The sequence below is a fragment of the Candidatus Steffania adelgidicola genome (assembly GCF_020541225.1).
Taxonomy (GTDB): domain Bacteria; phylum Pseudomonadota; class Gammaproteobacteria; order Enterobacterales; family Enterobacteriaceae; genus Steffania; species Steffania adelgidicola.
This window is the reverse complement of sequence record NZ_CP045889.1, coordinates 304,587-320,168: the sequence shown is the minus strand read 5'-3', so window position 1 is coordinate 320,168 and position 15,582 is coordinate 304,587. Positions and strand designations below refer to the sequence as shown.

At 35.8% G+C, this 15,582-nt stretch carries 6 protein-coding genes and 1 tRNA gene; 3 read left to right on the top strand and 4 right to left on the bottom strand.

Annotated elements, in window-relative coordinates; translation table 11 throughout:
- Positions 1 to 2,448: 2,448 nt before the first annotated feature.
- Positions 2,449 to 4,221 carry an aspartate--tRNA ligase gene (gene aspS, locus GFK82_RS00835; protein WP_226811044.1) on the bottom strand — a complete coding sequence of 591 codons (1,773 nt, stop codon included), beginning with the start codon at positions 4,219 to 4,221 and terminating at the stop codon, positions 2,449 to 2,451.
- Between the two features lie 1,547 nt (positions 4,222 to 5,768).
- Here aspS and GFK82_RS00830 point away from each other — a divergent pair.
- The 3 genes from GFK82_RS00830 (at position 5,769) to nlpD (ending at position 8,381) form a co-directional block, all read left to right on the top strand.
- Complete coding sequence (locus GFK82_RS00830) at positions 5,769 to 6,518, top strand: 5'/3'-nucleotidase SurE (RefSeq protein ID WP_226811043.1); 750 nt, start codon at positions 5,769 to 5,771, stop codon at positions 6,516 to 6,518.
- Positions 6,509 to 7,138, top strand: a complete 630-nt coding sequence (locus GFK82_RS00825) for a protein-L-isoaspartate(D-aspartate) O-methyltransferase (protein WP_420885614.1) — start codon at positions 6,509 to 6,511, stop codon at positions 7,136 to 7,138. The genes GFK82_RS00830 and GFK82_RS00825 overlap by 10 nt, the downstream gene beginning before the upstream one ends.
- Before the next feature lie 211 nt (positions 7,139 to 7,349).
- Positions 7,350 to 8,381 (top strand): murein hydrolase activator NlpD, encoded by a 1,032-nt coding sequence (gene nlpD / locus GFK82_RS00820; RefSeq protein WP_226811042.1) that lies wholly within the window; start codon positions 7,350 to 7,352, stop codon positions 8,379 to 8,381.
- Positions 8,382 to 8,814: 433 nt separating this feature from the next.
- Here the strand turns inward: nlpD and mutS are convergent, their stop codons facing one another.
- The 3 genes from mutS to GFK82_RS00805 all read right to left on the bottom strand — a co-directional run bounded on the left by mutS (position 8,815) and on the right by GFK82_RS00805 (position 15,386).
- Positions 8,815 to 11,370: a DNA mismatch repair protein MutS gene (gene mutS, locus GFK82_RS00815; protein WP_226811041.1), complete on the bottom strand. Its 2,556-nt coding sequence runs from the start codon at positions 11,368 to 11,370 to the stop codon at positions 8,815 to 8,817.
- A 2,421-nt stretch (positions 11,371 to 13,791) separates the two neighbouring features.
- Positions 13,792 to 14,262, bottom strand: coding sequence for a protein CreA (gene creA / locus GFK82_RS00810; RefSeq protein ID WP_226811040.1), 471 nt, complete (start codon positions 14,260 to 14,262; stop codon positions 13,792 to 13,794).
- Between the two features lie 1,051 nt (positions 14,263 to 15,313).
- Positions 15,314 to 15,386: transfer RNA gene (locus GFK82_RS00805), tRNA-Ile, on the bottom strand.
- Between the last annotated feature and the right edge of the window lie 196 nt (positions 15,387 to 15,582).

Sequence of the window (15,582 nt, the reverse complement as noted above, 5' to 3'; positions counted from 1 at the left end):
AGACTAAATGAGCAAACTATTCTTGCCCAATATTTTTTCACTTTGTCTACTCAATAATACTAGCTTCTTACCAATCCCTATTATCACAGACAAATAGATAACAGTGAGACACAAAGTCCGCTAAAAAATGATTACCTTAAGAATCACACTATCTAATGTGGATTAACACGGTATCTCGATAAATCCCTTGCTCATCTTTACTATTAAAGATGAGATTAAGGGAAGATTGATCACAGATATGTTATATTATCTCCTACCAATGTAATCTGTTTCTCTACACTTTTATATAGTGACAGTAAACTGCTGCATAGTTATTGACTCTCATCACCACAGGAGAAACATCTAACTTTGGGTCAAACAAGGTTATGACATCCACCATATAATTACTGATTTTACCAGAGATATCGGTAACATACTAGAAGCTTTGTCTATTCGCCCATAACTAAAGAGAACATTAGCTACTCCTGAAAGAAAGAAAATATCATCAGATTTACTGATCAGGTGCTTTTATAGTACCTCTTCTCTTATTGCTTTATCGCTCCTCTCGTAAGCTCAGTCTAAGCTGAACATCACATTTAAAATCTAAGCGAATATAAGGTTATGTGTACTCATCGCATCATCACTCTCTACGCATAGAGAGTACTATTATCCCAATACAGATAATACGTTATAGAAGCATTTCAAGTCGCCTCGCGGGCTGACCTGCCCGTTTCTTATTGCAACTGCATCTCATTACACATTACTATATCATAGACCTTATATGCCAACAAAAGCACGGTCATTTCGCATCTATCACCAGATAGACAGAAATACACTAGCCCAGAAAATACATGTTCTCAGGTGCATGACGTTTCATGTCAGCACCGAGATAACAAATTTTTAATTTCAATAGTCAATTATCACTATACGCTTAGTGATAACTATAGCAAATACCACATGTTTTATCTATTAAGGTTTTATATTAAAATTTAGTAATACACGGTGTCAAAAGTTAAAAAACATCACGTGACTACATGCATAAAAATCCTAACCTTGACATGTTTTTTCCATTATTTCCATCAGTAACGCTAATAAAGATATACTGGAAAGATATGTACACTCTTTCTCTTAAAATATTCCCCCGGAACAGCCCAACTACCGTCAGCGTTCTACTATGAGGCTCTATTAGCCCATCTTCTATCTATTTGATAGAAGACACTTTAAGACCACAGCTCAGAAAGCCCCCCACTCTTCTAATAAAGAGTGGCAAGTCTTTAATATAAGACTATATGACTTGAAATTAAAGAAATATCCGAATAAATACTGGATAGTCTAATCGGTATTTCTTGGTAATCCTTTTTTAAATATACTAGAATGGGCTACTGATTCTATCAATCCATTTGTTTAACTTTTGGATGATGATAAACATATGTATTAATAAGTCTTTTTGATAAAAAAATATACCACTTCCAAAAAGACTTTCAGTCAATATATTCTAACGATGAATTTCCATCATTAAATAACAACTAGTTGAAACATCAGGTATGAACTAAAGATTAACTCTAAAACTTGCATCCACTATCACTAACGGTTATCCCCATATTCTCAATATGATTTAGTGAGCATACGTTATCTACTAACACTTTTTCTCTTAATAATTAACTGGTAGTTTTTCATTAACTAATAAACGTCGCTGGATTGCGATACAGAATAAATATTTTTTATAAGCCACTAACAGTGTATTTGTATAATACCTAATAGAAATCGATAAAGTTAAAACACGAAACATTAAACCTCTAAACAACGAACTTTTTCTTTAACATAGAAAACATATTGTATGCAGATACGGACATGGCGAAAAATTTAGTTTCAGATAAATCCATCTAGACTAAAAATATTCGTGTAATAATAAATATTGATTCTTTTAAGACCAAGTGGAATGCAATTAAGCACATATTAAAATATATCATTACCAGACACTTACCATTGATGGTTTCTGATTGAAAAGAACCACTATTTAAACCAGTCAAATAAATTGTATAATTGTATAATCAAAATTTAATTCTTTATCATATACAAATGTAAAATCAGATCTTGTTTCAAAAAAATTCGAATGTTTTACAGTACTATTGGAATAGTACCTGATTGATTTTAATTAAGTATTCCTTTCCTCATTCTATCAATAACGATCTAAGCCTTATTGAAATACACTGTTTATTACGAGGAAGAAAATAAGTTTTTTTATAAAAAATGATTAATTCAGCGCTCTGAGCATCTCTCTCGCAATAAGCAAAATTCACCAATATATTATAACATGTTAAATCATAAACGATCAAATACCGAATTCAAAAAGATTGCCCACACATAACCGATGCTTACTGATATCCATGTAACATATTAAAAACAAACCCTTTTCTTATTTCAGGAAGAATTAGATAGACTATTTTTGTATGATTATCATCAACTATTTTATAGTGTTTTATCTTTACTAATCACTGCAATTGATAGGGCAGATAGCGCCTCTGTATTGGCAAAACTAGGAGCTTCAGTCATCAAATCAGCCACCGCAGTAGTTTTCGGGAATGCAATAACATCGCGAATATTATCTGTACTGGTTAAAAGCATCACTAGACGATCTAAACCGAACGCAAAACCAGCATGCGGAGGAGTTCCATATTTTAATGCATCAAGTAGAAAACCGAATTTATCCTGTTGCTCATCTTCACTCATACCCAGAATACCGAATACAGTCTTCTGCATATCTCTACGGTGAATACGAACCGAACCACCGCCTATTTCATAACCATTAATCACTATATCATAAGTGTTAGTTAGTGCGGTCATTGGAAACTCAGACAATGTCTTAGCATCTATATCCTTCGGAGCAGAGAATGGATGATGCATAGCGGTTAACCTACCATCCTCTGCTTTTTCGAACATCGGAAAATCAATGACCCACAATGGCGCCCAGCGATCAATATCAGTGAGGTTTAAATCCAAACCCAGCTTAAGACGCAACGCCCCTAATACATGCATTACGACACTTTCACGATCTGCGCTAAAAAAAACAATGTCGTTATCAGCGGCGACTGTACGCATAAGAATTTGTTTAACCACCTTTGGTCTTAAGTATTTTGCTATTGGGCCTTCTATCACTTCTACACCGGCGATGCGCTGCTTGACCTTTATCCAAACAAGTTTTTTACCACCGTAAATTGCAATATATTTGCTGTATTCATCAATTTCCTTTCGGCTTAATTTCGCACCACCGGGCACTCGCAACGCTATAACCTTACACTCCTCGTCATTAGCAGGAACAGAAAATAGCTGGAATTCAACATCCTTAACTAAATCCGTGATATCCACCAGTTCCATCGGATTACGTAGATCTGGCTTATCAGAACCGAATCGTCGTATGGCATCAGCATAGGTTATCTTAGGGAAGGTCTCCAAATCGACCCCTATAATGTCACGCCATAAATTATGTACTAGGCGTTCCATTACCTCACACACCTGCGTTGCAGTCATAAAAGACACTTCCATGTCAATCTGAGTAAACTCTGGCTGACGATCAGCGCGAAGATCTTCGTCGCGGAAACATTTTACAATCTGATAATACCGATCGAATCCCGACATCATTAGCAACTGTTTAAAAATCTGTGGTGACTGTGGCAAAGCATAGAATTTTCCTTTATGTATTCGGCTAGGCACTAAATAATCACGCGCGCCCTCCGGCGTAGCTTTTGTTAATATTGGCGTTTCAATATCGATAAAACCTTGGTGATTCATAAAATCACGAACCAAAATAGATATTTGAGATCGAATATGAAGACGCTGAGCCATGACTGGACGACGCAAATCAAGGTAACGAAATTTTAGCCGCTGCTCTTCGGTATTATTCTGGTTTGGGTCGAGCGGCAGAGCCTCAGAGCGGTTAAGAATAGTAAGTTTAGTGGCAAGAACTTCAACACTACCAGTCGCCATATCCCGATTAATCTGATTATTAGGACGGGCGCGCACAATACCAATGAGCTGTAGACAGAATTCATTACGCAACTCTTGTGCACTACCGAAGGTCTCCTGATCATCGGAATTAAAAAACACTTGTAACAAACCCTCCCGATCACGCATGTCAATAAAAATTAGACCGCCAAGATCACGGCGTCGGTTAACCCACCCACATAAGGTTACTTCCTGCCCAACATGTGAAAGATTAAGCTGTCCGCAATATATAGTCCGCATTAAAAATATCCTCAAGTTTAGCTTAAGCAGGGAATTAGAATAAGGTAAAATCAACTCTTATTTAATCCATAGGTTTTATCCAAGCTTCCAGAATCCAAGAAGAGAATATGGTAGATTATTCCATAACAGATTTTAACGATGCAGCACTCTTCCATAAACCGCAATGATATTTTCACTCCCAGAAAGTGGGAGGTCATTCCTGATGTTAGAGTTAAATATATCAGTGAAGCTTGAATTTAAAGTTTTTACTTAAATAAAAATGACGACTCTGGAAGAGAGCCAAAAAATAACATTCAGGATCCTCACAATAGGATCAACGTGTCTCAGCTCAAATAAAAGATAATGTGCGATTCCTAGTTAAAATTTAATCAGAAACATTCTGCATTAATCGCTGTCTAATTTTTAGATAGCCAGACAAAACCTTTTAGTTCCGTAATAGATACCGGAAAATTACTGACTTTATAAGAGGATATTGAATATTTCTGTAATGAATATTACATCTAAATAACGATTGATACTGAGACGTTAATTCTTTCTTCTGAATGTGAAAAATTCTTACACTGTGCTGCTATAAATAGCTATGGCAGGCTGATTAAGATAAGATGTTACTTAGGAATTCACGCATGGCTACTTTTTCACCTTTAAGAAAAAGACTGAGTACTTTAGATAGAGAAGCCCCTACGACTATTGTTAGCAGAGAATAGTGTCATCTGTAAGCGATAAAAAACATCGCTATAACTTTAACAAGATTAGTTTTTTAAATTTTAGAAAAGCGTGAGTCCAGAACACTTATGAATCTTAGCGAAAATATATGGAAAAGGCTTTACTTTCCTGAAGTACAGCACTGATCGTCAGGATCGCTGGTGCCTAACCAAATCAAAAATCATAATTATACTTTTCTCCTCTCGATTATATATTCCTCATTCGGTATTTTTCTGGCTTTTTCTATATTATCATTCTGAATGAATGATAACCCACAACCCTCATTAAAGAGGAGACTCTGCATGTAAAAAACAATACATAGAAGAGATTCTTTATTCTTTAATCCTGTATTATTTTTACCTAAACATTTCCGGTATTTCATGATTTTACAAAAAAATATTATGTAAATTTATAATTTAGTAACTTATTAACTTAGTAAGTTAATAAGTTACTAACTTAATAAGTTATCCGTATAATGATCAATACTAGCGAGAAATGAAAAAAAATTTTAGTTGTGAGATCAATACTCTGTTATAAGATTAGATGGTGTGATTACAACACGCTCTCTGAATGATAGAATAATTTTAAGTCAGTGAGTTACGCTTTATTCAAACTGGCGCCTCTTATCTAAAACGGTAAATAAATTCAGAATATTTAGTAGATAGTTAGTAGTCATCATGGTAATATTTCATGTTATTAACCTTAATCTTACCGCATTATTTTTACCTGTATTTTTTATAAAAAAAGAACTGGTCTAGTTTTTCTTACCTGTCCCCACAAGGAAACGTAGAAAAATCTGTATTTCTCTTGTAATATACGAGATTGCATGCGCATAATTTTAGTCAATGACGATAACATTCATGTGCTCCGGAATTCAACAGTTAGCAGTTGCTCTACACCACTTTAACACCGTTCAGATTATAACTTCGGAACTAATTGCAGCGGTGCATCGCATGCCGTCACACTGGACGCACTGTTACGTATGCAAACTCGACCTAGATGGCAATATTACCATCTTCTCCAACACCTTCACCGACTACATGTATCTCGGTATGAATGCTCTGATATGTCATGAATCAAATATGTCGCTCTCTAGTATTAACGTTGGTCAGAATGTGGACAATGATGCTAGTTATTCTATAACTATGGCAGCTGGGATCAAAAAGCGTTATCTCAGCCATCTAGCGCTAGCGATTTCCCTGCATGGGTATCACCATTTCGAAACAATAATCTTCATTACCTACCGTGTACTATTCACGCTCACTAATATACTACCGAACGTCAGTAAAGTTCTTAATTTTAATATCTTAGATTTACCACTGTCCTCGATCAAGAGTTTTAAAATCACCCTCTGCGGTAATCAGTATTATGTCAGGAAGGTAATCCGAAAACCAGATCCGAGTAGCCGAGCAATACTCTGGGTCGGACCACAGGGCTCTTCTTGCAAATCTGGAGTGCATAATGATTTCGACGCTATCAGTCAACAAGAATGTATTGCCTTCACCTCTCCACATCTGAATCTCACCACCAACGCTACATTGCCAATTCTGAATGAGTGGCTTAATCATACAGAGGGACCTACTCCATGGTGCTAGACAGACGGAGGAAAATATTACTGATGCAGTTACGTCAGCAAGGCATCCGAGATGAGCGTCTCCTGAAAGCAATAGAGGCAGTGCCTCGTGAATATTTTATTGATGAAGCCTTCGAGCATAAGGCTTATGCTAATAACGCGTTACCTATCGGACGCGGTCAAACTATTTCTCAGCCTTATACTGTAGCACGTATGACGGAACTACTTGAGCTACGGCAGGAATCGCGAGTGCTGGAAATTGGCACTGGTTCAGGCTATCAAACCGCTGTTTTAGCGCATCTAGTAAAACATGTATTTTCTATCGAACGTATTAAAAAATTTCAATGGCAAGCTAAACGCCGGCTTCACTTTCTTGACTTGCATAACATATCTACCCGCCACGCTGATGGCGGGGAAGGTTGGTCAGCTCATGGACCATTTGATGCTATTATCGTAACAGCAGCTGTGCCAGAAATTCCTCCAGCACTTATAGCACAGCTAGATGAAAATGGTGTTATGGTGCTACCCATCGGTAGAGAGCAGCAAGCTTTAACACGATTACACCGTCAGAACGGAGAAATGATACTAGACGCCCTAGAGACAGTACACTTCGTTCCGTTATTACAAGGTGACTTAGCTTAAGGAACTAATGTTTAAATTTTTACATCAGTATTTAATAAAGATAACTGTAGATTTTACCTAGCTGTTAACATCATGTCATTATTACTTTAAAAGTAAATAAAAGGATTCCAGTCACTTAGATTGAAAATGATTTCAAAAAAAATATAGAACAGATAATATCTGTTCTATTTGGAATAATAGCTGGGTTGCCTGCCAGTGAGGAGACATAATCATGAAAAGTCGAAAAGGCGCGTGGCTTCGCGTTTCGATTTATATTATCTCTGGTATATGTATAATGGGGTGTACCAATAATAAATCCAGAACATTCATCGCCAATAGCAAGAACAATCACCGCTGTACTCGCCATTCAATTGTTGTCAATCGCTTAGCACAACCACATGATCCTCATGCCATAATCAAGATAGAAAAAAAGAGCCACGTGTCGTATATTTCACAGAAAAGAAAACGTATTTATAATGGGAATTATTATAACATTTACAAAGGCTCTTATTCTAACAATACTTATCAGGTAAAGCATGGTGATACCTTGTTTTATATCGCCTGGCGTACTGGACAAAATTATCGAGATCTGGCGAAAAAAAATAACATTCTAAAACCTTTTTATCTACATATAGGCCAGACACTTCATGTGGAAAAAAATACACCACTTGACAAACACATCGTAGCATGTAGGAATCATAAGATTAATATCCTTCGAGCACCCATTTTTACTGAAAGCACACAACTAAACAATAAAAAAAACCTTAACTATCGAAGTGACATAAAAAAGCATAAAAAGAAAATATTGACTACCTCGCATAATGAAAAAGTACCTATCGGTAAAATGGTTCTTAAGAAAAGAGCAGCAGCCACGTCATGTAGAAAAGGCCTTATAAATTGGCATTGGCCAACCCGGGGAAAAATTATTGATAATTTTTCTCCTGAAGAAGGCGGTAATAAAGGGGTTGATATCTCGGGTTTTCAAGGACAGCCAATTGTGGCAACTGCTAGCGGCAGAGTGGTGTATGCAGGCAATGCATTACAAGGATATGGTAATCTAATTATTATTAAACACAATAATAATTACTTGAGCGCATATGCCCATAACGATACCCTGTTAGTTCGAAAACAACCAAAAGAAGTAAAGGCAGGGCAAAAAATTGCCACCATGGGTAAGACTGGAACCAATACAACCAGACTTCATTTTGAAATTCGTTATAAAGGAAAATCTGTAAATCCACTTTATTATCTGCCTCAGAAATAATAGGTTAGAGGATTTCAACGTTAGGTTATTAGCTGTATTTATAACTGCTATAAAAACATACGCTTATTAGCCCTAATAACTGAGGACTGGCGTAATTGGTCTTAGACACCAGATGCTTTCTTGATAATATCAAATATAATTAACTATTCTCGTAGAATTAACTGATCATTTATATATTTAAAGAGATAAAGGTGTATGTACGCACCGTTCCTTCATTTTTACATAAGCAAGATCAAAATATAAATCTGGGAGGCGCGTTGCTGAATAATCTATTCGAACGAATAGCGATAAATAGAAGATCTGTAGTATCCATAGAAAAACCTTAAGAATTATCGCTTAACCATCTATATTAGATTCTAGCAACAACAATATCAATCGAGTCCAACAATACAGTAGCTATACAAGACTGAATCTTCTTGGAACCACCTGTAGATCATAACATTTTCTTTAACCGATATAAACATTCTAAAGCCTGATAGGGCGATAAACCATTAGGATCTACATGCTCTAATTCCTCGACTATTAATGCTCTCTTCTGTTCCTCCTGTTGTATGTGAAAATTGTTTACGCTGACTATGGCTAGATCATTGATCCGTGTTTCTAATTGCCTAAGTTTCTGCCGCGCTCGCTCAATCACTTCACGCGGTATCCCCGCTTTTGCTGCGACTGATAAGCCGTAACTCTTAGTAGCTTTACCCTCTAGAACACTATGCATAAATACGATAGTGTCACTATGTTCTACTGCATCAAAATGCACGTTTGCTACCCCCTCTATTTTCTCAGATAAAGTAGTCAGTTCAAAATAGTGCGTTGCAAAAAGAGTCATAGTTTTATGATAACTAGCTAGATTTTCTGCGCAAGCCCAGGCTAAAGATAATCCATCGTAAGTTGAGGTACCCCGACCGATTTCATCTATTAAGACTAAGCTCTGAGAAGAGGCATGATGTAAAATATTAGCGGTTTCTGTCATTTCTACCATAAATGTGGACCGGCCAGATGCCAGATCATCTGCGGCACCAATGCGCGTGAAAATACGATCTACCGGTCCTATGATAGCCTGATCAGCTGGAACAAAACTGCCGATATATGCTAATAGCACAATCAGCGCAGTTTGGCGCATATAAGTGCTCTTACCCCCCATATTCGGACCGGTAATAATTAACATACGCCGTGTATTAGACAAGATTAAAGAATTGGCAATAAATGGTTTTTCTAATACCCGTTCTACGACAGGATGGCGCCCAGCAGTAATATAGATACCCGGCTGAACATCGATCATCGGACAAATATATTGCAGTGTTTCAGCTCGCTCAGTTAAATTACATAAAACATCTAGTTCTGCTAGTGCGATAGCACTGTCCTGTAGCGAGTCTAGATAAGGTAAAATCACGTCAAACAACTCATTATATAGCGTTTTCTCCAGCACTAACGCCTTATTTTTTGAGATTAGAAGTTTCTCTTCATATTCTTTTAATTCGGGAATGGTATAGCGCTCAGAGTGTTTTAGGATTTGATGACGCATATAATGAAGTGGAGCAAGATGACTTTGGCTACGACTTAGTTGAATAAAATATCCACGCACAGGATTAAAACCGACTTTCAGTGTTTCTAATCCAGTTTTTTCTCTCTCTGTAAGCTCGAGACGCTCAAGATAATTGCTAGCCCCCACCGCCAAGGCACGCCACTCATCTAATTCGGTGTGATACCCTGGCGCAATAACCCCGCCATCTCGCACTAGAACCGGTGGGGATTCAACAATAGCTCGCTGCAATAAATTATATAGTAGGTCAAATTCACCAATTCGGTCTAGTAATGACCGCAAATATGCACTCGACGTTCCTCTTAGCAAAGTCTGAATAGCCGGTAACTGTGAAAATGCATACCGCATCCGAACTAGATCTCGCGGACGCGCCGAACGCAATGCTAACCTCGCCAGAATTCTTTCTAAATCGCATATTTGAGAAAGCAATGGCTGTAGATCCAACACCTGATCCTGTAATGCACGGATACTTTCCTGACGGTGGAGAAGAGTAGTAATATTCCGGATTGGCATGTGAATCCAACGCTTTAACATACGGCTACCCATAGGGGTAGCCGTTTTGTCAAGAACCTCCGAAAGCGTATTTTCGATCCCGCCACCAAGATTTTTCGTCAATTCCAGATTCTTCCGGGTTGCAGCATCTATCACTATGCTATCCTCCTGACGCTCTAGGACAACAGCCCGAATATGTGGTAAAGCACTACGCTGGGTATCCTTGGCATATTGAAGTAGACACCCAGCTGCACGTAAAGCCAGATGTGCACTTTCAATCCCAAAACCAGTTAAATCATGGGTTCCAAACTGCATATTAAGTTGCTGACGGGCAGTGTCAATTTCAAACTCCCATATCGGACGGCGTCGCAAGCCGCTGCGGTGCTCAATTAAGGCTATATCCTGTAACGTTTCGGGATATAGCAACTCCACCGGATTAGTACGTTGTAGTTCTGCAGCCATAGCCTCGCAATCTATTAGCTCCGATACCAGAAATCGGCCTGAGCTAATATCTAGTGTAGCATAACCAAAACCCTTTTTTGCCTGATAAAGTGCAGCTAATAAATTATCCTGATATTCATTTAGTAATGCTTCGTCACTTAGAGTACCTGGTGTAACGATGCGAACCACGGCACGTTCTAAAAGAACTTTACCAACGGTAGGATCACCTATCTGTTCGCAGATAGCGACAGACTCACCAACTGCTACTAACTTAGCCAGATAACCTTCCACTGCATGATAGGGTATTCCAGCCATAGGAACTGGCTCTCCTGCGGAGACACCCCGTTGGGTGAGAGAGATATCTAGCAACTGTGAAGCACGTTTAGCATCATGATAAAATAGCTCGTAAAAGTCTCCCATCCGATAAAACAGTAGGATATCCGGGTGCTGTGCCTTTAATTTTAGATACTGTTGTATCATCGGGGTATGCGAATTTAAATTTGCATTACTAATCATCAATATTGTAATTAATCCATAAAATTTCAACTGATTGTGATTAAATATTAACGTGCCTGATGAAACATTCCTGACTATTAGAATCTCATGCCTATTTAGGTGACAAGGTATGCGCTAAAATTAATCAAGCTCAACTGAGCTAGTGCCGTAAAAATAATGAATTCATAGCCGCGGAAATTAAGATGTTCTGTTTTATTATCCGCCCGCACAATTAACAAATTACATCTATCTAATCAATAATACTCCAGGAAATTCTTAACAATACTTTAGTTAAAGATGATATAGCATTCTTTTAAAGAATTTAGATGGAATGATCTAGAAAAAATTCCACAGACTGTAATAATAATTTATTATTATAACAAGTTCAATCTCACCCATACATGCCATCAATCATGAGCATTACGATATAACGCGAGATGGTTAATGAGAAACATATACGACCGGAGCTTAATTTTAATTACATCGTGAAGATAGTTCTTTATCTCTTAACGATATTTTTGTGCTTTCGCTTCGAACTATTTACTTCCCGTTGACTTTAAAGAACGTGAATACACAAAAAAACAATTTACCTGATACCCACCATTAATAATATTTTATTGAATATTGAGATTATTATAAAATATCAAATTTTCATTAAGCTTATACGGTTTTAAGCAGCGATAGGAAAATACTTTCCTAAGCTAGGTTTTCCAGAAGAAATAATCAACGCTGAAGCAACAATAGATAATGGGTAGTACAAAAACGAGTACAACCGTGTAGACAAAATTCTAAAGTCCTTTGTAATTAGGAATAAAAACTGTGATATATCTTCATTTGAAGATAGACCTACAAACAATTTAACTTTTCAAAAATCTTATTACCATTATCTTTATCAGTAGAGCATAATGCTATGGTACCATACCTAATCTAGATATTAGGTATCAGATGAAATATTTACTTATGTATTGGAAGGTCCAACACCTATTTCAGATAGGTGATAGAATCTATATCTTTATATATAGATTCTATCCTTGATTTTTTTGGATCTTCTGATCATATATACTCACATAATTTTGTTTAATTTATGACTAAACACCTACTTCAAAAATCAATGGATCTAAAAATTTTAATAATTTTTTTCCGTTTAAGGCAAAATTATTTATAAGATGAAACCTTAATTTCTTAAAAAGTTACAAATTTCACATCTATGTTAATACAGCATTAGAACATCTCTAAACTCAGTATTTATACGTACTAAAATCGGAGGTATTAAAGATTAAAGTCATATCTGCTATCATTTTTTGTAGATAATGTTGTTTATGTAATAAACATGCTTGTGGTTTATAACAACTATGGATTTTTACTCTACTAAGAAATAGTCTTTACCAAGGTTTTCTTACTCTTTTTTTAAGAAAGAACATGAGAAATCAGCATAAAATATACAATAACTAAACCATGTTAATCAATCTGTTATAATACGTAAGCACAATTATCGGTCTTAGTGCTCTGTAAAGTACCTTCCAATAAATTTTAGGATGTCATCTCTATAGTCAGCATAGAGTGAATAATTCTATAGGTTTTATCTGTATTGACAATACAATGACCTAACACGGCTTTCGCCGTTTAACTACATATTTTTCATCCTTATCCATCGCATCTTAACAACCCATGGCATATATACCAGTGAGGGGGTATATATTTTATCAGCTGTATTTTAATATAAATACTTGAGATATACAGTAGGAATACAAAAGATATGCTAGAAAGTCATCATGTACATTTTAGTAAAGTATTTGCGATCACACTTCACCTGTATTGTTTATATTTAAATTAGACATACCTTTGAAGAAAGGTTGATAAGGAAGCGAGATTACACTATATAGACTAATACCAGATAGATAAGCATACCGGATTATAAAATAATACTACATTATAGGAATGATAACCTTAACAAGAACAAAATTATAAGAATTTATCTTGTATTTATGAAATACATATAATGTATATTATATGTAATCTGGAATGGCAAGTTTAACAGAATTTATAAAAGGGTTGTTAAGGTAACTCTCTTAGTTTAATAAGATTTTTAACCTACGATTAGAATCTAAATTTCCGCATGAGTATTGAAAAATCATAAAAAAACGACAGAATTATCTTAAGGCAATAACAAACGGAAACATTTAACGATTAAATATATATTATTAATGCAGCATTATGGAACGCGTCTTGCTTTTTTAAAGAAGCCTTCTACTTCCGATATGTTTTATGAAATATAAAAATAGTTTTCACTATCCCAATAATTATCACCCATTCTGTCAAATATTGTACAGTCAACTCGATGCCGCCTCTTCTATTGCACAAAGAATCGCTTTTCTTAGGTATCCAAACCTGTTATACATAAACCGCTTTACTTTTACACACAAGGCTGAAGAGCTGGAATCATTAAGGCCAAGGCACAATAGATACGGCACTTAACGCATTTTTTGGCGAACCTTCTACCACTCGATCTGAATAAGCTAGATATACTAATGTATTACGTTTAGCATCATAAAAACGGATAACCTTAAGACGTTTAAAAATGAGTGAAGTCCGTTTTTGAAAGATTACACAGCCATGCTGATAAACATTTTTCATCTTGTTACCTAAAACAACCTTCCCCACCTGCTGACAAGAAATTGCCGCATCAGCAGTGTCTTCTGCAAGGCCTAGACCACCTTTAATTCCACCAGTTTTAGCACGACTAAGGTAACAGATTACATTTGATATATCAGGATCGCCAAATGCTTCCACCACGATTTGATGATTCGGTCCGAACAATTTAAATACTGTATCAACAGCACCCAACTCCTCAGCTCCAGCCATGTTGGAGTACAAAGAAAACACCATCAAGACAACAACAACTTTTTTATTCATGGTTGTAAATTCGTACATTTAAACTTCAAGTTATATCTCTTTTATAGAATTACGATATTGTAGAGTGTAGAAATTTACTTTTTATCCCACCACATGAGATCATAAAAATCTCTTTTGACGTTGCCAAACAATTCATTTTTCTTCTCGCCTTGATGTAAAAAATAGAAATCAATACTAATTTAGATTAGGACTACATCCTATAGCACTAACATGAATGATAGTTAATTGAATATTATTTTTCTCATTCTTTTTAGAACACTTGAAGTCACTCTGCTATATGAGTTATCGCTGTGTAGTAATCCCTATACAATACTATATTATATATATTTCTCTGAAAATACCCAATCAAGGGTAACATGATGATTTATAAAGTCTTGACTTCTCACTTCTAGTAAGATTCTGACTTTCATTAGAATTTTTTGAGTAATAGTTGATCACAAAAGATTGTATATTACCTATACACCTTTGTCATTCGTACAACCATGAAATATAAAATTTATAAGATGTTGTATTTCATGGTAAAAAAGATAGCGCTATCATATTTTAATTAACGTCAGTACTACTTCGTCTTTATATATAGATTAATAATCTTGTGATTTTGCAATTCTGTTTACTATAGTAAAAGATTTTTTGGTGGCTTAAAAAGCATTCCTTATCCTATCTCCTGAATGAAACAATAATAAGCAGCTCTTCAAAATACAATCACTCACTGAAAATATAAAAACACATATATATTTATTAGGCAATAACAAAAATGCTAATTAAAAAGATCTCGAAGAAACATGGCTAAAACTAAAACGATAAAATATGCCTGTAATTCTCACGAGAATTACATGGTTACTATTAACACAGGATAATTTTAAAGAAAGCCATCAGGCTCTCGCCTGATGGCTAGATCGTAGTGACTTCTCTAAACCATATTTCTATCTCTAAAACACGCTGTTACATGATTAACTAACTAACTTTTTTGAAGCAATTACTGCTAAGAGATTACCTAAAGTGATACCTGAATAATATTCCAACAATATACTAATGTTAAAATTGAATTTAGTGGCCCCTGCTGGATTTGAACCAGCGACCAAGCAATTATGAGTCGCCTGCTCTAACCACTGAGCTAAGGGGCCGAGTACATAACAATTATAAATGATAGTAACCCCAGGGTCTATAGTCACTCTATGAAGATCTATAATGAATAGCTATTTTTATCTGAAATACTCAGTAAGGATCGAGTTCACCAGATAGAAAACAAAACGTTATCATAAAAACACTCTCATTAGATATGAATCCGATAAATAATCTTCTTCGGTATGAACTCAGTGA